19 protein-coding genes are annotated in these 20,968 nt (G+C 72.4%); 14 read left to right on the top strand and 5 right to left on the bottom strand.

All coding sequences use genetic code 11. The features are described 5' to 3' along the window. Window positions 1-109: 109 nt before the first annotated feature. The 5 genes from tsf (at window position 110) to rlmN (ending at window position 4,864) form a co-directional block, all read left to right on the top strand. Window positions 110-949: a translation elongation factor Ts gene (gene tsf, locus QSK52_RS32205; protein WP_285739774.1), complete on the top strand. Its 840-nt coding sequence runs from the start codon at window positions 110-112 to the stop codon at window positions 947-949. A gap of 289 nt (window positions 950-1,238) precedes the next feature. Continuing rightward, window positions 1,239-1,994, top strand: coding sequence for a UMP kinase (gene pyrH, locus QSK52_RS32200; protein ID WP_285739773.1), 756 nt, complete (start codon window positions 1,239-1,241; stop codon window positions 1,992-1,994). Between the two features lie 80 nt (window positions 1,995-2,074). Next, the gene (gene frr / locus QSK52_RS32195; protein WP_014138333.1) at window positions 2,075-2,632 is read left to right on the top strand and encodes a ribosome recycling factor; all 558 of its coding nucleotides are present in this window, start codon (window positions 2,075-2,077) and stop codon (window positions 2,630-2,632) included. After that, window positions 2,629-3,684, top strand: coding sequence for a phosphatidate cytidylyltransferase (locus QSK52_RS32190; protein WP_285739831.1), 1,056 nt, complete (start codon window positions 2,629-2,631; stop codon window positions 3,682-3,684). Before frr ends, QSK52_RS32190 begins: the two co-directional genes overlap by 4 nt. A 79-nt stretch (window positions 3,685-3,763) precedes the next feature. Further along, window positions 3,764-4,864 carry a 23S rRNA (adenine(2503)-C(2))-methyltransferase RlmN gene (gene rlmN / locus QSK52_RS32185; protein WP_285739772.1) on the top strand — a complete coding sequence of 367 codons (1,101 nt, stop codon included), beginning with the start codon at window positions 3,764-3,766 and terminating at the stop codon, window positions 4,862-4,864. A gap of 68 nt (window positions 4,865-4,932) precedes the next feature. On the opposite strand, the gene QSK52_RS32180 is transcribed toward rlmN, so the two are convergent. The 4 genes from QSK52_RS32180 to QSK52_RS32165 all read right to left on the bottom strand — a co-directional run bounded on the left by QSK52_RS32180 (window position 4,933) and on the right by QSK52_RS32165 (window position 8,888). Next, complete coding sequence (locus tag QSK52_RS32180; protein ID WP_285739771.1) at window positions 4,933-6,072, bottom strand: hypothetical protein; 1,140 nt, start codon at window positions 6,070-6,072, stop codon at window positions 4,933-4,935. 9 nt (window positions 6,073-6,081) lie between these two features. Beyond that, complete coding sequence (locus tag QSK52_RS32175) at window positions 6,082-6,789, bottom strand: ABC transporter ATP-binding protein (protein ID WP_285739770.1); 708 nt, start codon at window positions 6,787-6,789, stop codon at window positions 6,082-6,084. 234 nt (window positions 6,790-7,023) lie between these two features. After that, window positions 7,024-8,418, bottom strand: a complete 1,395-nt coding sequence (locus tag QSK52_RS32170; RefSeq protein WP_285739769.1) for an aspartate aminotransferase family protein — start codon at window positions 8,416-8,418, stop codon at window positions 7,024-7,026. Continuing rightward, entirely contained in the window at window positions 8,415-8,888 is a 474-nt protein-coding gene (locus QSK52_RS32165) for an Lrp/AsnC family transcriptional regulator (protein ID WP_014138339.1), read from the bottom strand. Before QSK52_RS32165 ends, QSK52_RS32170 begins: the two co-directional genes overlap by 4 nt. Window positions 8,889-9,154: 266 nt before the next feature. On the opposite strand from QSK52_RS32165, the gene QSK52_RS32160 reads away from it, so the two are divergent. The 5 genes from QSK52_RS32160 (at window position 9,155) to QSK52_RS32140 (ending at window position 14,225) form a co-directional block, all read left to right on the top strand. Beyond that, window positions 9,155-10,600, top strand: coding sequence for a gamma-aminobutyraldehyde dehydrogenase (locus QSK52_RS32160; RefSeq protein ID WP_285739768.1), 1,446 nt, complete (start codon window positions 9,155-9,157; stop codon window positions 10,598-10,600). A 188-nt stretch (window positions 10,601-10,788) separates the two neighbouring features. Further along, window positions 10,789-12,147, top strand: a complete 1,359-nt coding sequence (locus QSK52_RS32155; RefSeq protein ID WP_285739767.1) for an aspartate aminotransferase family protein — start codon at window positions 10,789-10,791, stop codon at window positions 12,145-12,147. Window positions 12,148-12,262: 115 nt separating this feature from the next. Then, window positions 12,263-12,577: a WXG100 family type VII secretion target gene (locus QSK52_RS32150; protein WP_285739766.1), complete on the top strand. Its 315-nt coding sequence runs from the start codon at window positions 12,263-12,265 to the stop codon at window positions 12,575-12,577. Beyond that, complete coding sequence (locus QSK52_RS32145; protein ID WP_285739765.1) at window positions 12,574-13,593, top strand: hypothetical protein; 1,020 nt, start codon at window positions 12,574-12,576, stop codon at window positions 13,591-13,593. Before QSK52_RS32150 ends, QSK52_RS32145 begins: the two co-directional genes overlap by 4 nt. Beyond that, complete coding sequence (locus QSK52_RS32140; RefSeq protein ID WP_285739764.1) at window positions 13,590-14,225, top strand: hypothetical protein; 636 nt, start codon at window positions 13,590-13,592, stop codon at window positions 14,223-14,225. Before QSK52_RS32145 ends, QSK52_RS32140 begins: the two co-directional genes overlap by 4 nt. Before the next feature lie 27 nt (window positions 14,226-14,252). On the opposite strand, the gene QSK52_RS32135 is transcribed toward QSK52_RS32140, so the two are convergent. Beyond that, window positions 14,253-15,899, bottom strand: a complete 1,647-nt coding sequence (locus QSK52_RS32135) for a PucR family transcriptional regulator (protein ID WP_285739763.1) — start codon at window positions 15,897-15,899, stop codon at window positions 14,253-14,255. A 119-nt stretch (window positions 15,900-16,018) separates the two neighbouring features. Between QSK52_RS32135 and QSK52_RS32130 the strand changes: the two genes are divergently transcribed. The 4 genes from QSK52_RS32130 (at window position 16,019) to QSK52_RS32115 (ending at window position 20,702) form a co-directional block, all read left to right on the top strand. Beyond that, window positions 16,019-17,599 (top strand): gamma-aminobutyraldehyde dehydrogenase, encoded by a 1,581-nt coding sequence (locus tag QSK52_RS32130; protein WP_435053418.1) that lies wholly within the window; start codon window positions 16,019-16,021, stop codon window positions 17,597-17,599. A 128-nt stretch (window positions 17,600-17,727) separates the two neighbouring features. Further along, on the top strand, window positions 17,728-18,177 hold the full coding sequence (locus QSK52_RS32125) for a hypothetical protein (RefSeq protein WP_285739761.1): 450 nt from the start codon (window positions 17,728-17,730) through the stop codon (window positions 18,175-18,177). A gap of 28 nt (window positions 18,178-18,205) precedes the next feature. Continuing rightward, window positions 18,206-19,069 carry a hypothetical protein gene (locus tag QSK52_RS32120; RefSeq protein WP_285739760.1) on the top strand — a complete coding sequence of 288 codons (864 nt, stop codon included), beginning with the start codon at window positions 18,206-18,208 and terminating at the stop codon, window positions 19,067-19,069. A gap of 106 nt (window positions 19,070-19,175) precedes the next feature. Next, window positions 19,176-20,702 carry a CoA-acylating methylmalonate-semialdehyde dehydrogenase gene (locus QSK52_RS32115; protein WP_285739759.1) on the top strand — a complete coding sequence of 509 codons (1,527 nt, stop codon included), beginning with the start codon at window positions 19,176-19,178 and terminating at the stop codon, window positions 20,700-20,702. The last annotated feature ends 266 nt before the right edge of the window (window positions 20,703-20,968 follow it).

Raw genomic sequence — 20,968 nt, 5'->3', positions numbered from 1 at the left:
CGGCCGGGCTGAGCCGGTGGGTGCCCCTCTCTCCCGTGCCGGGGGTCCGCACCCCGGACCCCGGCACTTTCCCACGCAGACACGCGAGACGTGAGAAGAGATCACAACCATGGCGAACTTCACCGCCGCGGACGTCAAGAAGCTCCGTGAGCTCACCGGCGCCGGCATGATGGACTGCAAGAAGGCCCTGGACGAGGCCGAGGGCGACGTCCAGAAGGCCGTCGAGCTCCTGCGCATCAAGGGCCAGAAGGGCGTTGCCAAGCGCGAGGGCCGTGACGCCTCCAACGGCGCCGTCGCCGCGCTGATCAGCGAGGACAAGAAGTCCGGCGTCCTGGTCGAGCTGAACTGCGAGACCGACTTCGTCGCCAAGGGCGGCAAGTTCGTCGAGGTCGCCAACGCGATCGCCGCCCACGTGGCCGCCACCTCCCCGGCCGACCTGGACGCCGCCCTGGCCTCCGAGATCAACCCGGGCCAGACCGTCCAGCAGTTCGTGGACGAGGCCAACGCGACCCTCGGCGAGAAGATCGTCTTCCGCCGCTTCGCGCAGTTCGACAACGACGGCTTCGTCGCCGTCTACCTGCACAAGTCGGACCCGGACCTGCCGCCGACCATCGGTGTCCTCGTCGAGCTCGACCAGGAGAACGCCGAGACCGCCAAGGACGTCGCGCAGCACATCGCCGCCTTCGCGCCGAAGTACCTCTCCCGCGAGGAGATCCCGGCCGAGGAGCTGGAGAACGAGCGCCGCGTCGCCGAGGCCACCGCTCGCGAGGAGGGCAAGCCCGAGGCCGCCCTGCCGAAGATTGTCGAGGGTCGGGTCACCGGCTTCGTCAAGGAGAACGCCGTCCTGGAGCAGGCGTTCGCCAAGGACAACAAGAAGTCCGTCGCCAAGGTCCTCGACGAGGCCGGCGTCACCCTCAAGCGCTTCGTCCGCTTCCGCGTCGGCGCCTGAGACCCGTTCCCCGCGGTCCGTCCAGCCCGCCCGGCCCCGTGCCGGACATAAGGTAGGAGGACCGCCCCCGTCCGCGAGGACGGAGGAGCGCGCCGACCGAGCCCTCCAGTACCCCCAGGGGGCGGCGTCGGCACCATGAACGACGAGGAGGCCATTGCCGTGCAGGAGACCGTACCGGTTCCCGCGGCAGTGGCCTCCTCTCGTGTACACGGCACCGGGTCCGCACGCCCGGCGCCGTGACCAGCACTTTGCAGATCTGCTGACCAGCAGGCGGAGAAGGAGAAAGTCCATGCAGGAGACGCAGGAGACCGCGCCGGGCGGTGCACGCCGCCGGGTACTGCTCAAGCTGTCCGGCGAGGCATTCGCCGGCGGAGGCGGCCTCGGCGTCGACCCGGACGTGGTGCACGCCATCGCCCGCGAGATCGCCACGGTGGTCCGGGCCGGGACGGAGGTCGCCGTCGTGATCGGCGGCGGCAACTTCTTCCGCGGCGCGGAACTGCAGCAGCGCGGCATGGACCGGGCCCGCTCCGACTACATGGGCATGCTCGGCACGGTGATGAACTGCCTGGCACTCCAGGACTTCCTGATCAAGGAGGGCATGGAGACCCGCGTGCAGACCGCCATCACCATGGGCCAGGTCGCCGAGCCGTACCTGCCGCTGCGCGCCATCCGGCACCTGGAGAAGGGCCGCGTGGTGATCTTCGGCGCGGGCATGGGCATGCCGTACTTCTCCACCGACACCACCGCCGTGCAGCGCGCCCTGGAGATCCACGCCGACGTCCTGCTGATGGGCAAGAACGGCGTCGACGGCGTCTACGACTCCGACCCGCGCACCAACCCGGCCGCGGTCCGGTTCGACGCGCTGGACTACACCGAGGTGATCTCCCGCGACCTCAAGGTCGCCGACCTGACCGCGATCACCCTGTGCAAGGACAACGGACTGCCGATCCTGGTCTTCGAGCTGCTCGCCGAGGGCAATATCGCCCGCGCGGTCAAGGGTGAGAAGATCGGCACACTCATCAGCGAGGACTCCGCCCGGGCCTAGGCGTCGGGACTCCGAGCAGCACCAGCCGTCCGGGGCACCGGGACGGGACAACAGCAGATGAACCGGACAGGGAGCAGACAGTGATCGATGAGACCCTCCTCGAGGCCGAGGAGAAGATGGAGAAGGCCGTCGGCGTCGCCAAGGACGACCTCGCGGCCATCCGCACCGGGCGTGCGCACCCGGCGATGTTCGCCAAGATCGTCGCGGAGTACTACGGCGCCCTGACGCCGATCAACCAGCTGGCCTCGTTCTCCGTGCCGGAGCCGCGGATGGCCATGGTCACCCCGTTCGACAAGACCGCGCTGAAGGCCATCGAGACCGCGATCCGCGACTCGGACCTGGGCGTCAACCCGTCGAACGACGGCTCCGTCATCCGGGTGGTGCTCCCGCAGCTCACCGAGGAGCGCCGCCGCGAGTACATCAAGCAGGCCCGCGGCAAGGGCGAGGACGCCAAGGTCTCGGTCCGTTCCATCCGCCGCAAGGCCAAGGACGCGATCGACAAGCTGGTCAAGGACAAGGAGATCGGCGAGGACGACGGCCGCCGCGGCGAGAAGGAGCTCGACGACCTGACCGCCAAGTTCGTGGCGCAGATCGACGAGCTGCTCAAGCACAAGGAAGCCGAGCTGCTGGAGGTCTGATCCGGACCCCTGCGCGCAACGCCCCGGACCGGCGGCCCGACCGCCCGGCCCGGGGCGCGGTTCCACCCGGGCCCGAACCCGCTCCGCACGGGAGGGCACCGGCGGCCCGACCCGGCCGACACCAAACGGGTCACGCGCGGCGGCCCCCGGCATGGCGAGGGGGCGGCGCGGCACAGACTCAGATCATGCCCCCCGCCCAGGAGACCCCCGTGGCCCAGACCGACCAGCAGCCCCGCAAGCCGCGCGGCGGCCGCAACCTGCCCGCCGCGATAGGCGTGGGCGTCGGACTCGGGGCGGTGGTCGCCGCCTCGCTGTTCGTGGTCAAGGCGGTCTTCGTGGCGGTCGTGGCGGCCGCCGTGGCCGTCGGCGTCTGGGAGCTGACCAGCCGGCTCGCCGAGCGCAAGGACGTCCGCGTCCCGCAGGTCCCGCTGCTGGTCGGCGGCGTCGGCATGGTCGTCACCGGCTACTTCGAGGGCGGTCAGTGGGCCGCGGCGATCCTCGCCGTGACCGGCCTGGCGATGATGGTCGCCCGGATGTCCGCCCCGCCCGAGAACTACCTGCGCGACATAACGGCGGGCGTCTTCACCGCCTTCTACGTCCCGTTCCTGGCCACCTTCGTCGCCCTGATGCTGGCCGCCGAGGACGGCGCCTGGCGGATCCTGCTGTTCCTGGTCGTCACCATCTGCTCCGACACCGGCGCGTACGCCGTCGGCTACAAGTTCGGCCGCAACAAGCTCGCGCCGACCATCAGCCCCGGCAAGACCCGCGAGGGCCTGGCGGGCGGCATCGGCCTGTCGATGATCGCGGGCGCCCTGCTGATGCAGTACCTGATCGACGACGGCACCTGGTGGCAGGGCCTGGTCCTGGGCGGCTGCGCGGCCGTCACCGCGACCCTCGGCGACCTCGCCGAGTCGATGATCAAGCGCGACCTCGGCATCAAGGACATGGGCACCCTGCTCCCCGGCCACGGCGGCATCATGGACCGGCTGGACTCCCTGCTGCCCACCGCCCCCGTGGTCTGGCTGCTGCTCGCCGTCTTCGTCGGCAGCTGAGCCCCGCCGCCCGCCCGGACGGCCCCCGCGACGCCACCGCGTCCGGGGGCCGTCCGGCATCTGCGACACTGGAACAACCATGCCTAAGCCCGGAGAACTGACCTTTGTCGCGCCGCGAGGCGCCAAGCCCCCGCGACACCTCGCCGACCTCAGCCCTGCCGAGCGCAAGGAGGCCGTCGCCGAGCTGGGCGAACAGCCGTTCCGCGCGAAGCAGTTGTCGAACCACTACTTCGGCCGGATGTCCGCGGACCCGGAGACCTGGACGGACATCCCGGCGGCGAGCCGGACGAAGCTGACCGAGGCGCTGCTGCCCGAGCTGATGTCCGTGGTGCGGCACGTCTCCTGCGACGACGACGCCACCCGCAAGACGCTGTGGAAGCTGTTCGACGGCACGCTGGTCGAGTCGGTGCTGATGCGCTACCCGGACCGCGTCACGATGTGCATCAGCTCGCAGGCGGGCTGCGGCATGAACTGCCCGTTCTGCGCGACCGGCCAGGCGGGGCTGACCCGGAACCTCTCCACCGGGGAGATCGTCGAGCAGATCGCGGCCGGGATGCGCGACCTCAGGTCCGGGGCCGTCCCCGGCGGCGAGGCCCGGCTGTCGAACGTGGTGTTCATGGGCATGGGCGAGCCGCTGGCCAACTACAACCGGGTGCTGTCGGCGATCCGCCGCCTGACCGACCCGTCCCCGGACGGCTTCGGCCTCTCGCAGCGCGGCATCACCGTCTCCACCGTCGGCCTCGTCCCGGCGATGCACCGCTTCGCGGACGAGGGCCTGAGCTGCCGCCTCGCGCTGTCGCTGCACGCCCCGGACGACGAGCTGCGCGACGAGCTGGTGCCGGTCAACACCCGCTGGAAGGTCGACGAGGTGCTGGACGCCGCGTGGAACTACGCGGAGAAGTCCGGCCGCCGGGTGTCCATCGAGTACGCGCTGATCAAGGACATCAACGACCAGGCGTGGCGCGCGGACCTGCTCGGCCGCCTGATCAAGAACCGCCGGGTGCACGTGAACCTGATCCCGCTCAACCCGACCCCGGGTTCGAAGTGGACGGCCTCCCGGCCCGAGGACGAGCGCGAGTTCGTCCGCCGCCTGCAGGCCCACGGCGTGCCGACCACCGTCCGCGACACCCGCGGCCAGGAGATCGACGGCGCCTGCGGCCAGCTGGCCGCCGCCGGCTGAGCAGTGCGCGGAAGCGGAAGGGGCCCGGGAGGACGCGTTCCTCCCGGGCCCCGGTGCGTCCGCCGCCGCTACAGCAGCGGGCAGAGCATCACGGTCAGCCCGCCGGTCAGCAGCACGACGGTGCCCGCGGCGAGGGTGCGCAGGGCGGTGGTGCCGGTGAGCAGGCCGGGCGGGGTGCCGAGGCGGTCGAGGGCGTCGAAGGCGGGGCGGCGGTCGGCGCGCAGCTCGTGCAGGCGGGCGGCGAGGGCGGCGAGGGCGCAGGCGAGGACGAGGGCGCCCTCGACCAGGGTCAGGGCGGGGACGTCGCCGCCCGCCCGGGCCCAGTTGCGCCAGGCGACCAGCAGCAGCGCGGCGACCGCGGTGAGCACGGCCAGCGGCGCGCCGAGGCGGCGGGCCTGGGCGGTGAGGCCGCGGCCGGCCAGCAGGCGCAGCGGTGCGGGACTGCGCAGGGCGAGCAGCCGCCCGGCCAGGGCCAGCAGGGGGCCGGTCCACAGGGCGAGCGCGAGGGCGGTGAGCGCCCAGCCGGTGAGCAGCGCGGGGCTGGTGGCGGGCAGCCCGGCGGGGAGGGCGAGGGTGCGTTCGGCGTCGGTCGCGTCGGGGCGCAGCCCGTACAGTTCGAGGCCGAGCCCGGCGAGCAGGACGGGCGCGGGCAGCAGCAGGCGCAGCGCGCCGTAGCGGCGGACGGCGGGTTCGGCGGGGCGGCCGGGGAGGCGCTCGGGGAGGCGGATCGCGCAGGCCGCGGAGACCCCGGCGACCAGCGGGAGGACCGCGAGCAGGGTGACCGGGGCGACGGCGGGCAGCGGGACGCCCATGCCGATGTCGGGGGCGAGCGAGGGCCCGGCGATGTCGTTGCGCAGGATCAGGAACAGCAGCAGGGTGAACGCGGAGCCGAGTGCGCAGGCGAGCGCGATCTCGCCCGCGACGAGCAGCCGGATCCGGGTCGGTCCGGCGCCGGCCGCGGTGAGGCCGGTGATGCGTTCGGGGTGCTGGGCCGGGACGGCGCGGGCCGTGACGGCGGCGAACCAGGCGACCGCGGCGAGCGGCGGCAGGCACCAGAGCAGCCGTTCCAGGTCGCCCCCCGTGCCGTGCAGGGCGCGGCCGAGGGCACGCAGCAGGAAGGCGGCGACCACGGCGGCGGCGGTCGCGGTGAGCAGCCAGCGGGCGAGGTCGAGGGCGCGGTAGCCGCGGGCGAGTCTGAGGTAGTACACGGCGGCCTCTCAGTGCCCGGCGGCGACGGTGGCGGGTTCGGGCGCGATCCGGCCGTCGACCAGGTGGACGGTGCGGTCGGCGAAGCAGGCGAGCGCCGGGTCGTGGGTGGCCAGGACGAGGGTCAGCCCGTGCGAGCGGGCGGCGCTGGCGAGTATCCGCAGGACCTGCTCGCGGGCGTCGCGGTGCAGCGGGGCGGTGGGGTCGTCGGCGAAGACGACCGGCGGTTCGGGGGCGAGGGCGCGGGCGACGGCGATCCGCTGGCGCCGATCCTGCTGCAGGTCGGCGGGGCGCAGCTTGGCGCAGTCGGCGACGTCGAGGCGCTCCAGCCACTCGCCCGCGGCCCGGTAGGCGGCCCGGTGCCCGGCACCGGCCAGCAGCAGCGGCAGGGCGACGTTCTCCCGGGCCGTCAGTTCCGGTACCAGGTGCGGCTCGGGGCCGACGTAGCCGAAGCGCTCGCGGCGCAGCTTCTCGCGTCCGGCCCGGCCCAGGGTGTGCACGGGGGCGCTGTGGAACCAGACCTCGCCCTCGTCGACCGGGAGCTGCGCGGACAGGCAGCCGAGCAGGGTCGACTTGCCGGAGCCGCGCGGGCCGGTGACGGCGAGCATCTCGCCCTCGCGGACGCCCAGCGAGACGCCGCGCAGGGCGGGGGTGCCGTGGTGGGACTTGACGATCCCTCGGGCCCAGAGCACGTCGTTGTCGGGCGGGGCCGCTGACATGAGATCCATCCAGGTGCCGACGGGGATATGACAGTCGTCAGATTAGAACGACCGGGCGGTGCCGCGGGTGCGGCGCACTGCTCCGAACAGGGAGGAATCACCCCGAAAGCGGCGTGTCGGCCCGCAGATTCACTCCGCGGGCCCGTTCCGGCGGGCCCGCGCCGGGAACGCCGAAGGGCGGTCCCGGCGGTGAGGAGCCGGGGCCGCCCTTCGGTGGAGGGTGGGGAAGGAGGATCAGATCTTCTGCCACGCGTCGGAGAGGCTGGTCCGCAGGATCTGCTCGATCTCGTCGAAGGTCGACTGGTCGGAGATCAGCGGCGGGGCCAGCTGCACGACCGGGTCGCCGCGGTCGTCGGCGCGGCAGTACAGGCCGTTGTCGAACAGCGCCTTGGACAGGAAGCCGTACAGGACGCGCTCGACCTCGTCGTCGTTGAACGACTCCTTGGTGACCTTGTCCTTGACGAGCTCGATGCCGTAGAAGTACCCGTTGCCGCGGACGTCGCCGACGATCGGCAGGTCGCGCAGCTTGTTCAGGGTGGCCAGGAACCTCGACTCGTTGTCGAGGACGTGCTGGTTCAGGCCCTCGCGCTCGAAGATGTCCAGGTTGGCCAGCGCCACCGCGGAGGACACCGGGTGGCCGCCGAAGGTGTAGCCGTGCAGGAAGGTGTTGTCGCCCTTGTAGAACGGCTCGGCGATGCGGTCCGAGATGATCGTGGCGCCGATCGGGGAGTAGCCCGAGGTCATGCCCTTGGCGCAGGTGATCATGTCCGGCACGTAGCCGAACTTGTCGGCGCCGAACATGGTGCCGAGGCGGCCGAAGGCGCAGATGACCTCGTCCGAGACCAGCAGCACGTCGTGGCGGTCGCAGATCTCGCGCAGGCGCTGGAAGTACCCGGGCGGCGGCGGGAAGCAGCCGCCGGCGTTCTGCACCGGCTCGACGAAGACGGCGGCGACGGTCTCGGGGCCCTCGAAGAGGATGGCCTGCTCGATCTCGTCGGCGGCCCAGCGGCCGTAGGCCTCCGGGTCGACGGTGCCGTCGGGGCCGGCCAGGAAGGCCGGGGCGCGGTAGATGTTGGTGTTCGGGGCCTTGTGGGTGCCCGGCACCAGCGGCTCGAACGGGGCCTTCAGGCCCGGCAGGCCGGTGATGGACAGCGCGCCCTGCGGGGTGCCGTGGTAGGCGACGGCGCGGGAGATGACCTTGTACTTGGTCGGCTTGCCGGTCAGCTTGAAGTACTGCTTGGCCAGCTTCCAGGCGGTCTCGACGGCCTCGCCGCCACCGGTGGAGAAGAACACCTTGTTCAGGTCGCCCGGGGCGTAGTTCGCCAGGCGCTCGGCCAGCTCGACGGCCTTCGGGTGGGCGTAGCTCCACACCGGGAAGAAGGCGAGCTCCTTGGCCTGCTTGGCGGCGGCCTCGGCGAGCTCCTCGCGGCCGTGGCCCGCCTGCACCACGAACAGGCCGGCCAGGCCGTCGAGGTACTTGCGGCCCTTGTCGTCCCAGACGTAGGTGCCCTCGCCCTTGACGATCGTCGGCACGGGGGAGTTCTCGTACGACGACATGCGGGTGAAGTGCATCCACAGGTGGTCGTAGGCGGTCTTGGAAAGGTCCTTCTGGGCCGGGTCGGCTGTCATCGGGTGCCCCAGGTGTAGGTCTGTTTCCGGAGCTTCAGGTAAACGAAGCTCTCGGTGCTCCGCACGCCGGGAAGCGAGCGGATGCGCTTGTTGATCAGTTCGAGAAGGTGCTCGTCGTCCTCGCACACCAGCTCGGCGAGGAGGTCGAACGAACCCGCGGTGCAGACCACGTAGTCGACCTCGTCGAAGGCGGCCAGCGCGTCGGCGACCGGTTCGATGTCGCCCTCCACGCGGATGCCCACCATCGCCTGGCGGGTGAACCCGACGGTGAGGGGGTCGGTCACGGCGACGATCTGCATCACGCCCTGGTCGAGCAGCTTCTGGACGCGCTGCCGGACGGCCGCCTCGGACAGGCCCACGGCCTTGCCGATGGCGGCGTACGGACGGCGCCCGTCCTCCTGGAGCTGCTCGATGATCGCCTTGGAGGCGGCGTCGAGGGGAACGCTGGCGTTCCGGTCACGGTTGGCCACGCCGCCACTGTGCCCGACCGGCGACGGAATCGCAAGCCGCACTGCTGCTGATTTCGTCGCGGTTTCGAAGATCGGGAACGGAATACGTGGCTCTTGACGCGGAGGTCTGTCGATAACGGCAGCGACCTGGGTACTCTGGCTACGTACACGCGCGAGCCTGCACACCGCCGATCGTGGCTTGTCGCTGACATGCCGTGGCGACCCGGACCCCGGAGTAACCTGACGCCCGGGGCTGCAACGACGCAGGCCCAGACCGAGGAGAGACCGTGAGCGAGCTTCGTACGCTGCGCAACTACATCAACGGCGAGTTCGTCGACGCGGCGGACGGCCGCACGCTCGACGTCGTCGACCCGACCACGGGCGAGGTCTACGCGACCTCCCCGCTCTCCGGCGCGGCCGACGTGGACGCCGCGATGGCCGCCGCCGCCGCGGCGTTCCCGGTCTGGCGGGACTCCACCCCCTCCACCCGGCAGAAGCTGCTGCTCAAGGTCGCCGACGCGGTCGAGGCCCGGGCCGACGAGATCGTGGACGCGGAGGTCCGCAACACCGGCAAGCCGCGTGCGCTGACCCTCTCCGAGGAGATCGGCCCGATGGTCGACCAGCTGCGCTTCTTCGCCGGTGCCGCCCGCCTGCTGGAGGGCAAGGCCGCGGGCGAGTACATGGACGGGATGACCTCCATCGTCCGCCGCGAGCCGGTCGGCGTCTGCGCGCAGGTCGCGCCGTGGAACTACCCGATGATGATGGCCGTGTGGAAGTTCGCCCCGGCGATCGCCGCGGGCAACGCGGTGGTGCTCAAGCCCTCCGACACCACCCCCGCTTCCACCGTGCTGCTGGCCGAGATCATCGGCGGCGTGCTGAAGGACATGGAGCTGCCGGCCGGCATCTTCAACGTGATCTGCGGCGACCGCGAGACCGGCCGCCTGATGGTCGAGCACCGCACCCCCGCGATGGCCTCCATCACCGGCTCGGTCCGGGCCGGCATGCAGGTTGCCGAGTCTGCCGCGAAGGACGTCAAGCGCGTCCACCTGGAGCTCGGCGGCAAGGCCCCGGTCGTGGTCTTCGAGGACGCCGACATCGCCGAGGCCGTCGAGGGCATCTCGGTGGCGGGCTACTTCAACGCCGGCCAGGACTGCACCGCCGCCACCCGCGTCCTGGTGCACGAGTCGATCCACGACGCCTTCGTCGAGGCCCTGGCCAAGGCCGCCGCCGACACCAAGACCGGCGGCGTGGACGAGGAGGACGTGCTCTACGGCCCGCTCAACAACGCCAACCAGCTCCAGCAGGTGGCCGGCTTCATCGAGCGCCTGCCCGCGCACGCCAAGGTCGAGGCCGGCGGCCACCGGGTCGGCGACAAGGGCTACTTCTGGGCGGCGACCGTGGTCTCCGGCCTGCAGCAGGACGACGAGATCATCCAGAACGAGGTCTTCGGCCCGGTCATCACCGTCCAGAAGTTCACCGACGAGGACCAGGCCGTCGAGTACGCGAACGGCGTCGAGTACGCGCTCGCCTCCTCGGTGTGGACCAAGGACCACGCCCGCGCGATGCGGATGTCCCGCCGGCTCGACTTCGGCTGCGTGTGGATCAACACCCACATCCCGCTGGTCGCCGAGATGCCGCACGGCGGCTTCAAGAAGTCCGGCTACGGCAAGGACCTGTCCTCGTACGGGTTCGAGGACTACACCCGGATCAAGCACGTCATGACCGCGATCTGAAGCGGTAGCCGCTGACGGCAACCCAGGGGCGCGAGGAACTGCGCGACCGACCAGGCGATCCCGTCCGGGATGTCGTGCTCGGTCGGCCTCCTCGCGCCCCTGGTGCTTGGCACACTGTCAGGGCGATCCGCGACGCGCGTGACACGATGGAGCTGCCCCGGACGGGGCGGGCTCCCTACGCTGGTCGCATGAGCACTCCCACCGCTGACTCGGTCGCCGGGCAGGCCGTCAAGGCCGCCGACCGCGCGCACGTCTTCCACTCGTGGTCCGCCCAGGCGCTGATCGACCCCCTCGCGGTGGCCGGTGCCGAGGGCTCCTACTTCTGGGACTACGACGGCAACCGCTACCTGGACTTCTCCTCGCAGCTGGTGAACACCAACATCGGCCACCAGCACCCGAAGGTGGTCGCGGCGATCCAGGCGAAGGCCGCGCAGCTGTGCACCATCGCGCCGGGCTTCGCCGAGGAGTCGCGCAGCGAGGCCGCCCGGCTGATCGCCGAGCGCACCCCCGGTGACCTGGACAAGATCTTCTTCACCAACGGCGGCGCCGAGGCGAACGAGAACGCGATCCGGATGGCCCGGCTGCACACCGGTCGACACAAGGTGCTCTCCACCTACCGCTCGTACCACGGCGCCACCGCCAACGCGATCGCCCTGACCGGCGACCCGCGCCGCTGGGCGAACGAGGCGGGCGTGTCGGGCATCGTGCACTTCTGGGGCCCGTACCCGTACCGCTCGAACTTCCACGCCGAGAACGAGGCCCAGGAGTGCGAGCGCGCGCTCGCGCACCTGGAGCAGACCATCGCGTTCGAGGGGCCGGGCACCGTCGCGGCGATCATCCTGGAGACCGTGGTCGGCACCGCGGGCATCCTGGTGCCGCCGGCCGGCTACCTGGCGGGCGTGCGGGAGATCTGCGACCGGTACGGGATCGTGTTCATCCTGGACGAGGTGATGGCCGGGTTCGGCCGCACCGGCGCGTGGTTCGCCGCCGACCACTGGGGGATCACCCCGGACCTGCTGACCTTCGCCAAGGGCGTCAACTCCGGCTACCTGCCGCTGGGCGGCGTGGCGATCTCCGGAGCGATCGCGGAGACCTTCGCGCAGAAGGCGTTCCCGGGCGGCCTGACCTACTCGGGCCACCCGCTGGCCTGCGCCTCCGCGGTGGCGACGATCAACACGATGGCCGAGGAGGGCATCGTGGAGAACGCCAAGCTGATCGGCGAGACCGTGCTCGGCCCCGGCCTGCGCGAGCTGGCGGAGCGCCACCCCTCGATCGGCGAGGTGCGCGGCCTGGGCGTGTTCTGGGCGCTCGACCTGGTGAAGGACCGGGAGACCCGCGAGCCGCTGGTGCCGTACAACGCGGCCGGTGCCGACAACGCGCCGATGGCGCAGCTCGCGGCGGCCTGCAAGCAGCGCGGCCTGTGGCCGTTCACCAACATGAACCGCTTCCACGTGGTGCCGCCGTGCACCGTCACCGCGGAGGAGGCCAAGACCGGCCTCGCGGTGCTGGACGAGGTGCTCACCCTCACCGACGCACACACCGTCTGACGATCCTTCACGCTTCCTCCACGGGGCCCCGGGCGATCCGCCCAGGGCCCCGTGATGTCTTTGCCAATCCCATCAGTACGATGATCGACCTGACCGGGAGAGCAAAGGAACAACCATGGGGGACACGGGGTTTCGGGTCGAACCCGAAGCGCTCACGGCGTACGCCGCCGTTCTCGACGCCCAGGCCGAACGGATCGCGCAGATCCGCTCGGCCCTGACGGGCGTCCGGCTCTCGTCCGAGGACTTCGGCAAACTGCCGGGCTCGGGCGAGCTGTACGACTCCTACCAGGAGCACGCCGACGCCGAGCAGGAGAACTTCGCCGACCTGATCGACCTGCTCGACGCGACCGGCGAGGGGCTGCGGGCCACGGCGGACAACTACGAGACCAACGAACAGGACACCGCCGAGGTGTACGGGGGCGGCCGATGAGCACCCTGGCCCCCGGCTCGTTCGGCGACGCCGTCGACGCGTACAAGTGGACCCGCGACCGGGTCACCGAACAGCTGCCGCCGCTGCCCAGCTTCGAGAACCCCGTCAGCGAAGGGCTCGACGCCGGTCTCGACTCCGTCGTCAAGGCGGCGCTCGACGCCACCGGGCTGATGGACAAGCTGGAGGAGGTCACCGGCAACCTGCAGGCGCTGACCGCCGCCGCGCACGAGTGGCAGGCCCAGGCGAAGGCCATGCAGGAGGTCGCCGACGAGCTGCGCTCGGCCGGCACCCGGGTCGACGCCGCCTGGGAGGGCGCGGCCTCGGCGGCGTTCGGCGCCCACATGACCACCGTCGTCGAGGCGATCGACGCCACCGCCGCGGACATGGCGCAGGTCGCGCAGATCATCAGCCAGGCCGCCGCCGAGTGCCAGCTCGCCGAACAGCTGATCATCGAGATCATCCGCGAGGCGATCGAGACCCTGATCATCACGCTGGCCGCCGGACTCGTGGTCGACATCCTCACCCTGGGCCTCGCCACCGCCGCCGAGGCGCTCATCGTCGAGGGCGAGATCGCCGTCTACATCGCCCGGGTCGGCCAGGTCTCGCTCAAGCTGGAGAAGGCGCTCAAGGAGCTGCACGAGGCGATCAAGGCGATGAAGGCGGCCCGCACCCTCGGGTCGATCAAGAAGGCCCGCGCGGCCGCCAAGGCCGTCCGCAAGCTCGGCGGCAGGGGCAACCGGCTCAAGTCCGGCTGGGACCTGGTCCGCAACCCCTCGGCGGGGAACCTCGGGGAGTTCGCCACCGCCCAGGTCCTCGGGAAGGGCTTCGGCGCCGTCAAGGGCGGCGTCAAGACCGGCCTGGGCGCGGCTATCGGCGCCGGGGACTTCACCGGCGTCCTCACCGACAACCTGCTCACCGACCAGGGCCTGGACACCGTCGCCGGCGCGCTCGACGGCCCGCCCGAGGGCGCCCCGTACCGGGTGCCGCGCAACCGGGTCGAGGAGGCCTTCGGATGAGCCACCCCGCCCACCCCCCGTACGGCGCCCCGCCGCTGCCCGGGGCCCAGCACCTGCCGGAGGTCGCGCACCTGGTGGCGCCCGGCGAGCAGCTGCGCGGCATCGTCGACACCGACCTGTGCGACCTGGTCCGCACACCGCCCCGGCGCTACCGCAAGGACCCGTCGGGCCGGGCGGCCGAGACCGCGTTCGGCTGCCTGTTCGTGTTCGTCAACCTCGCCGAGTACCTCGCCGACCTGGTCGAGGACTGCACCTGGGGCCTGGTCCGCTCGCTGCGCCGGCTCTTCCGCGGGCGCGGCCTGACCGGCGGCTGGCAGAGCCAGGCCGGACGGTTCGTCATCGCGGTGCGCTCCGCCGACCGCGATTACGACAACGACGACGTCCTGCTGCTCTTCACCGACCGGCGGATCCTGCTGGTCGGCAGCGGCGACAACACCCCCGGGCGCACCTTCGACGACCACCGGGCCAAGCGCGTCCTCGGCGAACTGCCCCACGCCCAGCTGGTGCGCGTCGAGCCCCGGCACACCTGGGTCTCGCTCCGCGCCGACCTGCACTTCGCGGACGGCTCGCGGGCCGCGCTGGACATCGGCGAGAACGACCTCGCCGCGCTGGTCGCCCTCGGCCCGCGCTGACCCCGCGGTGCGCCGCCGGCCGGGAGGTCAGCGGCGCACCGCGTCCAGCGCCAGCAGCGCCACGTGCAGCGACAGGCAGGACTCCACCTGGTCCAGGTCCACGCCCAGGATCCGTTCCACCTTGTGCAGCCGGTCGTAGAAGGACGGGCGCGACAGGTGCGCGGCGTCGGCCGCCGCCGACTTGTTGCGGCCCTGCTCCAGGTAGATCCGCAGCATCTGCACCAACTGCCCGCCGTGCTCCGCGTCGTACGCCAGCAGCGGACCCAACTCCCGCTCCACGTACGTCTGCAGGCGCTCGTCGTCGCGCAGCAGGTGCAGCAGGCCGCGCAGCCGGACGTCCGGCAGGCGGTAGTACGCGGCCCGGCCGCCCGGCGCGTCGTGCAGGGCCGCGTCCGCGACCTGGGTGGCCTCCAGCAGGGTGCGCCGGGCGTCCCGGACCGAACCCACCGAGGAACCGACCGCTATCACCGGCCCGTCCGCCGAACCGTCCCGGCCCGCCTCCGCGGACAGTCGGCGCAGCGCCGCCGCGAAGGACTCCAGCGAGGCGTGCTCGTCCTGCTGCGAACCGAGCGCCACCAGCAGGCCCACCCCCTCGTCGTCCAGCGCGCCCACCAGCGCCGACAGCCGCGCGTTGCGGATCGCGGTCGCCGCCAGCTCGGTGAAGTCCCGCAGCCGGGCCTGCGCCTCCAGCGCCGCGGGCAGCGGCCCCTCCCGGCGGCGCAGCACCACGCCCACCAGGCGGCGCCCCTCCAGCGGCACGCCCAGCGCCTGCGCACGCAACGCCACCTCGGAGACCGTCAGCGAGTGCGTCAGGATGCCCGACAGCAGGGTGCGGTGGGTCTGCCGCTCCAGCGACTCCCGGTCGCGCACCACCAGCCGGTTCAGCGCCAGCGTCGCCGCGCCGCGCTCCAGCAGCATCGCGTGCGGGTGCGGCACGTCCGGCGGCAGCGGCACCGGCTCGTCCACCAGCACCAGCCGGCCCCAGTCCTGACCGCGTGCGCCCACCGTGGTCACCAGCCAGCCCGAGCGCGGGTCGTGCCCGGTGCGGCCCGGCGGGTGCACGCCGCGCGAACGGTGCTCCCAGTTCTCCAGCAGCTCCTGCTCGCCGCGCCCCGCCGGGTCGTGCGCCAGCACCTGGTGCGCCAGGTTCTCCAGCACCACCGGCGCACCCGCCATCCGGGCCACCTGCCGCACCACCTCGGCGGGCTCCGCACCCTCCGTCGCCAGCTCGTTGAACACCTGGTGCACCGCCTCGGACACCCGCAACTGCTCCAGCTGCGCGTTCACCACCAGCGCGTGCACCGCCTCGGTCACCGCGACGAACTTCAGCTCCCGGCGCAGCACCACCAGCGGCAGGCCGTGCCGCTCCGCCGCCGCCACCAGCGCCCGCGGCAGCGAGTCGAAGTACCGGCGGCCGAACTCGATCACCAGCCCCGCCACCCCGACCTCGGCCAGCTCCCGCACGTACCGGGCCAGCCCGTCCCGGTCCTCGGGCAGCGCGATGCCCGTCGACAGCACCAGCTCGCCGCCGCGCAGCACCCCCGCCACGTCCGGCAGCTCGCTCACGTGCACCCAGCGCACCGGGCGCTCCAGCGCCCCGGCCCCGGCCACCACCTGGGGCAGACCGCGCCGCATCACGTCCAGGTCGAGCACGCGGGCGACGGTGGGGAGCATCGGGGATACCTCCAGGGGGTTCGCAGGGTGTCAGGACAATCATGCTCGACGGCGACGCCCTGTCGCCCGAACGCAGCCTTGCACCCTGTAAGGCCCTTCGGCCGGGCCGTTGCTGAGTGATGCTTGCCCCGGGCACCCGAACCGAGGCATCGTCGGCCGGGTCGAGTAGGCAATGGAGGCAGCTCATGGACCTGACCAGCTTCAACGAGGGCGCGCAGCACATCGCGGGCCGCCCGGCCCGGAGCTCCGGCGGTGAGCCCTTCGCCGTGGTCAACCCCGCGAACGGCGCCACCGTCCAGCAGGTCGAGCTCGCCACCACCGCCGACGTCGACGCCGCCGTCGCGGCCGCCAGCGCCGCCCTCCCCGAGTGGTCCGGCGCCACCCCCGGCACCCGCTCCGACGCGCTGAACCGCCTCGCCGGGATCCTCGCCGAGCACGCCGAGGACTTCGCCCGGGTCGAGACCGCGCAGACCGGCAAGCCGATCAAGCTCTCCACCGAGTTCGACGTCCCCGGCACCGTCGACAACACCGCCTTCTTCGCCGGGGCCGCCCGCAACCTGGAGGGCAGGGCCGCCGGGGAGTACAGCGGCGACCACACCTCGTACGTGCGCCGCGAGGCGGTCGGCGTGATCGGCAGCATCGCGCCCTGGAACTACCCGCTGCAGATGGCCGCCTGGAAGATCCTCCCGGCGATCGCCGCGGGCAACACCATCGTCCTCAAGCCCGCCGAGATCACCCCGCTGACCTCGCTGATGTTCGCCCGCGCCTGCACCGCCGCGGGCATCCCCGACGGCGTCGTCAACATCGTCACCGGCGCCGGACGCACCGCGGGCGAGCACCTGATCGGCCACCCCGACGTCGCCATGGTGTCCTTCACCGGCTCCACCGCCGTCGGCCGGCGCGTCGCCGAGATCGCCACCGCCACCGTCAAGCGCACCCACCTCGAACTCGGCGGCAAGGCCCCCTTCGTGGTCTTCGACGACGCCGACCTCGACGCCGCCGTGCACGGCGCCGTCGCCGCCTCCCTGATCAACAGCGGCCAGGACTGCACCGCCGCCACCCGCGCCTACGTCCAGCGCCCGCTGTACGACGCCTTCGTGGCCGGCGTCGCCGAGCTGTACGAGGGCATCCGGCTCGGCGACCCGCTGAACCCGCACACCGACATGGGCCCGCTGGTCTCCTTCACCCACCGCGACCGGGTCGCCGGCTTCGTCGAGCGCGCCCGCTCCTACGCCACCGTCGTCACCGGCGGCCCCGCCACCGGCAAGGGCCACGACGGCACCGACCTCGCGCTCGGCGCCTACCACCGCCCCACCCTGATCACCGGTGCCGCCCAGGACAGCGAGGTCGTCCAGGGCGAGGTCTTCGGCCCGGTGCTCGTCGTGCTGCCCTTCGACAGCGACGAGGAGGGCCTGCGGCTCGCCAACGACACCCCCTACGGCCTCGCCGCCTCCGCCTGGACCCGCGACGTCCACCGCTCGCTGCGCGCCACCCGCGAGATCGCGGCCGGCTGCGTCTGGGTGAACGACCACATCCCGATCATCAGCGAGATGCCGCACGGCGGGTACAAGGCCTCCGGCTACGGCAAGGACATGTCGCAGTACTCGCTCGACGAGTACACCCAGGTCAAGCACGTCATGTTCGACACCACCGCGGTCGCCCGCAAGGACTGGCACCGGACGATCTTCGGCGACCGCTGACCGGGAGCCCCGTCCCGGACGCCCCGCGATCCGTGTAAGAGAACCCCGGCACCCCGCTCTCCCGGGTGACGGCAGCAGGCACCCGCCCGCCGCCCGTTGCCCCGCCCGGGAGAGACGAGGAACCGCACGTGAGCACCACCCGCCACCCCAGCGCCCTGCACTGGCTGGCCGCCGCCGCCCCCGACCCCGACGCCTGCCGCCGCACCTGGGAACGCACCCGCCTCGGCCTCGCCCTGCTCCCCGCCGGGCACCGCTGGGACGTCCTGCACGCCCCCGGCCCGCTCGGCCGCCCCGCCGCCGCCCTGCTCGACCGGTTCGGCGGCGGGCCCGTCCTGGAGGACCCCGACGGCGACACCGTCGGCTTCCTCGTCCCCGTCGGCACCGCCGAACGCTGGACCGGCACCGGCATCCGCGGCTCCGGCCACGGCACCTGGATCGCCGTCCCGCACCCCACCCGCCCCACCGCCCGCGGCCCGCACTGGCTCGTCCCCCCGCACCCCGACGGACGGCTCGTCGACCCCCGCGCCCTCGAACTCGCCCTCCACGACGCCGCCGCGCACCTGCACCGACCGCACTAGACGGCGCCGGACGGGACAGACTGTCCCCATGGACGACGTGAGCACCGTGAACGGGGTGGAGGACGCCGACGCCAGCAGTACCGGGAAGAGCGGAGACGCCCCGGCCGCCCCGGGGAGCGGCCCCGACGCGCTGCCCGCCCGCCGCGCCGCGCTGCTCGCCGACGCCCAGCCGTACTGCCTGGAACACGCCCTCGCACTGGCCGGCTCCGACGCGCTGCGCCTGCACGGCCTGGCCGCCCCCGTCCTCGGCACCGACCTGCTGCTGGTCACCGCCGAGGGCCCGCCGCTCGCCGAGCTCGCCGCCGGACTCGCCGGAACCCTGCGCGCCGCCGGGCACCGGGTCGAGACACCGCCCGGCACCGCCCGCCGCCACCAACTCGCCGTCCACAGGGGCGAGTCGTCCCTCGACAGCCTCGCCGGGGAGCCACCGCTCGGCATCGAACTGCGCCGCGAACCGCTGCGCCACCCGCCGACCCTCCCCGCGGACGCCCCCGTCCCCGTGGCCGCGCTGGACGACGTCGCCGCGCTCGCCGTCCTCACCCTCTGCGAACGCGCCCTGCCCGCCGACCTGCGCGCGCTGCACGCCCTCACCGACCGGCGGCGCGAAGGCGAACTCCTCGCCCTGGCGAGCGCGTTCGACGAGGACCTCGGCCCCCGTACGCTCGCCGACCGGTTGGAGAGCGCCGCTGCCCTGCTCTCCGCGGACGGCGCCGAAGCCGTCGACACGGCCGGTACGGGTGGCACGGGCAGCACGGGCAGCACGGGCAGCACGGGCGGCACCGTGAAGTGGGCCGAGAGCTGGGCCCAGGACCTGCGCCTCGACCTGCTGGAGACCACCGAACTCGCCGACGGTCTGCACGACCCCTACCTGGACCGCTCCGACGACCTGTAAGGGTGAATCGCGCTTCCCCGTCAGGGTGCTCGTTGAGCGGGCCCGCCGCCCCGCGCAGACTGGAGAACGAGCGCGGGACATCCGTGGACATCGGAGGCAGAGACCCTTGAGCAGCAAGCACATCACCCACTGGATCGGCGGCCAGTACGTCGCCACCGCCGGAACCGCGCCCCGCCGCGGCGACATCCACGACCCGGCCACCGGTCAGGTCACCGGCCAGGTCGACTTCGCCGAGATCGCCGAGGTCGACCAGGCGGTCGCCGCCGCCGCCCAGGCGTTCACCAGCTGGCGCAAGGCCTCGATCGCCAAGCGCACGCAGGTGCTGTTCAACTTCCGCGAGCTGTTCAACGCCCGCAAGGACGAACTCGCCGCGATCATCGTCTCCGAGCACGGCAAGGTGCACTCCGACGCCCTCGGCGAACTCGCCCGCGGCCAGGAGGTCGTCGAGTACGCCTGCGGCATCCCGCAGCTGATCAAGGGCGGCTTCACCGAGCAGGCCTCCACCGGCGTCGACGTCTACTCGATCCGCCAGCCGCTCGGCCCGGTCGCCATCATCTCGCCGTTCAACTTCCCGGCCATGGTGCCGATGTGGTTCTTCCCGATCGCGATCGCGGCCGGCAACACGGTCGTCCTCAAGCCCTCCGAGAAGGACCCGTCCGCCGCCAACTTCATCGCCGAGCTGTGGAAGGAGGCCGGCCTCCCCGACGGCGTCTTCAACGTCGTCCACGGCGACAAGGTCGCCGTCGACCGCCTGCTGGAGCACCCCGACGTCAAGTCGGTCTCCTTCGTCGGCTCCACCCCCATCGCCCGCTACGTGTACGAGAACGGCACCCGCTACGGCAAGCGCGTCCAGGCCCTCGGCGGCGCCAAGAACCACATGCTGGTCCTCCCCGACGCCGACCTCGACCTCGCCGCCGACGCCGCCATCAACGCCGGCTTCGGCGCGGCCGGCGAGCGCTGCATGGCCGTCTCCGTCCTGGTCGCCGTCGACCCGATCGGCGACGAGCTGGTCGCCAAGATCAAGGAGCGGATGGCCACCCTCAAGGTCGGCCCCGGCTGCAACGGCGACTCCGAGATGGGCCCGCTGGTCACCGGCCAGCACCGCGACAAGGTCACCTCCTACGTCGAGTCCGGCGTCGCCGACGGCGCCGAGCTCGCCGTGGACGGCCGCAAGCACGCCATCGCCGCCGAGGACGCCACCGGCGCCCCCACCACCGACGGCTTCTGGCTCGGCCCGACCCTGTTCGACCACGTCAAGCCGGGCATGTCCGTCTACAACGACGAGATCTTCGGCCCGATCCTGTCGGTCGTCCGGGTCCCCTCCTACGACGAGGGCCTGGAGCTCATCAACGCCAACCCGTACGGCAACGGCACCGCCATCTTCACCAACGACGGCGGCGCGGCCCGGCGCTTCCAGAACGAGGTCGAGGTCGGCATGGTCGGCATCAACGTGCCGATCCCCGTCCCGGTCGCCTACTACTCCTTCGGCGGCTGGAAGGCCTCGCTCTTCGGCGACACCCACGCCTACGGCGCCGACGGCGTCCAGTTCTTCACCCGCGGCAAGGCCGTCACCCAGCGCTGGCTCGACCCCTCGCACGGCGGCATCAACCTGGGCTTCCCCACCAACAGCTGAAGCCCACCGCGCCACGGCGCCCCCGGAAGGCCGGCCCCCAACAAGGGTCGGCCTTCCGGCCGTTCAGGCCCGGCACCGGCGGCCCGCGGCGCGCGGCGCGGCGCGTGTTTGCACCTGGCCCGGATCCGGCGTAGTGTTCACTGGTCGCTCGGCAGGGAGCACCGGACACGCATCTGTGTGGACGGTCCCGGGGCGGCCAATCCCTTGGAAAACCAGCTAGCTGATCCGTGACGGGTCGCGTCCTTTTCGCGTCCCCGTTCGTATTT

Source organism: Kitasatospora phosalacinea (assembly GCF_030268885.1).
Classification (GTDB): Bacteria; Actinomycetota; Actinomycetes; order Streptomycetales; family Streptomycetaceae; genus Kitasatospora; species Kitasatospora phosalacinea_C.
This window is presented reverse-complemented; position numbering and strand designations above follow the sequence as displayed.

Coding starts and splice junctions, on each gene's coding strand:
- tsf (WP_285739774.1), top strand. CDS start 110: ATGGCGAACTTCACCGCCGCGGACGTCAAGAAGCTCCGTGAGCTCACC.
- pyrH (WP_285739773.1), top strand. CDS start 1,239: ATGCAGGAGACGCAGGAGACCGCGCCGGGCGGTGCACGCCGCCGGGTA.
- rlmN (WP_285739772.1), top strand. CDS start 3,764: ATGCCTAAGCCCGGAGAACTGACCTTTGTCGCGCCGCGAGGCGCCAAG.
- QSK52_RS32175 (WP_285739770.1), bottom strand. CDS start 6,789: ATGTCAGCGGCCCCGCCCGACAACGACGTGCTCTGGGCCCGAGGGATC.
- QSK52_RS32170 (WP_285739769.1), bottom strand. CDS start 8,418: ATGACAGCCGACCCGGCCCAGAAGGACCTTTCCAAGACCGCCTACGAC.
- QSK52_RS32155 (WP_285739767.1), top strand. CDS start 10,789: ATGAGCACTCCCACCGCTGACTCGGTCGCCGGGCAGGCCGTCAAGGCC.
- QSK52_RS32150 (WP_285739766.1), top strand. CDS start 12,263: ATGGGGGACACGGGGTTTCGGGTCGAACCCGAAGCGCTCACGGCGTAC.
- QSK52_RS32145 (WP_285739765.1), top strand. CDS start 12,574: ATGAGCACCCTGGCCCCCGGCTCGTTCGGCGACGCCGTCGACGCGTAC.
- QSK52_RS32140 (WP_285739764.1), top strand. CDS start 13,590: ATGAGCCACCCCGCCCACCCCCCGTACGGCGCCCCGCCGCTGCCCGGG.
- QSK52_RS32135 (WP_285739763.1), bottom strand. CDS start 15,899: ATGCTCCCCACCGTCGCCCGCGTGCTCGACCTGGACGTGATGCGGCGC.
- QSK52_RS32130 (WP_435053418.1), top strand. CDS start 16,019: ATGCTTGCCCCGGGCACCCGAACCGAGGCATCGTCGGCCGGGTCGAGT.
- QSK52_RS32120 (WP_285739760.1), top strand. CDS start 18,206: ATGGACGACGTGAGCACCGTGAACGGGGTGGAGGACGCCGACGCCAGC.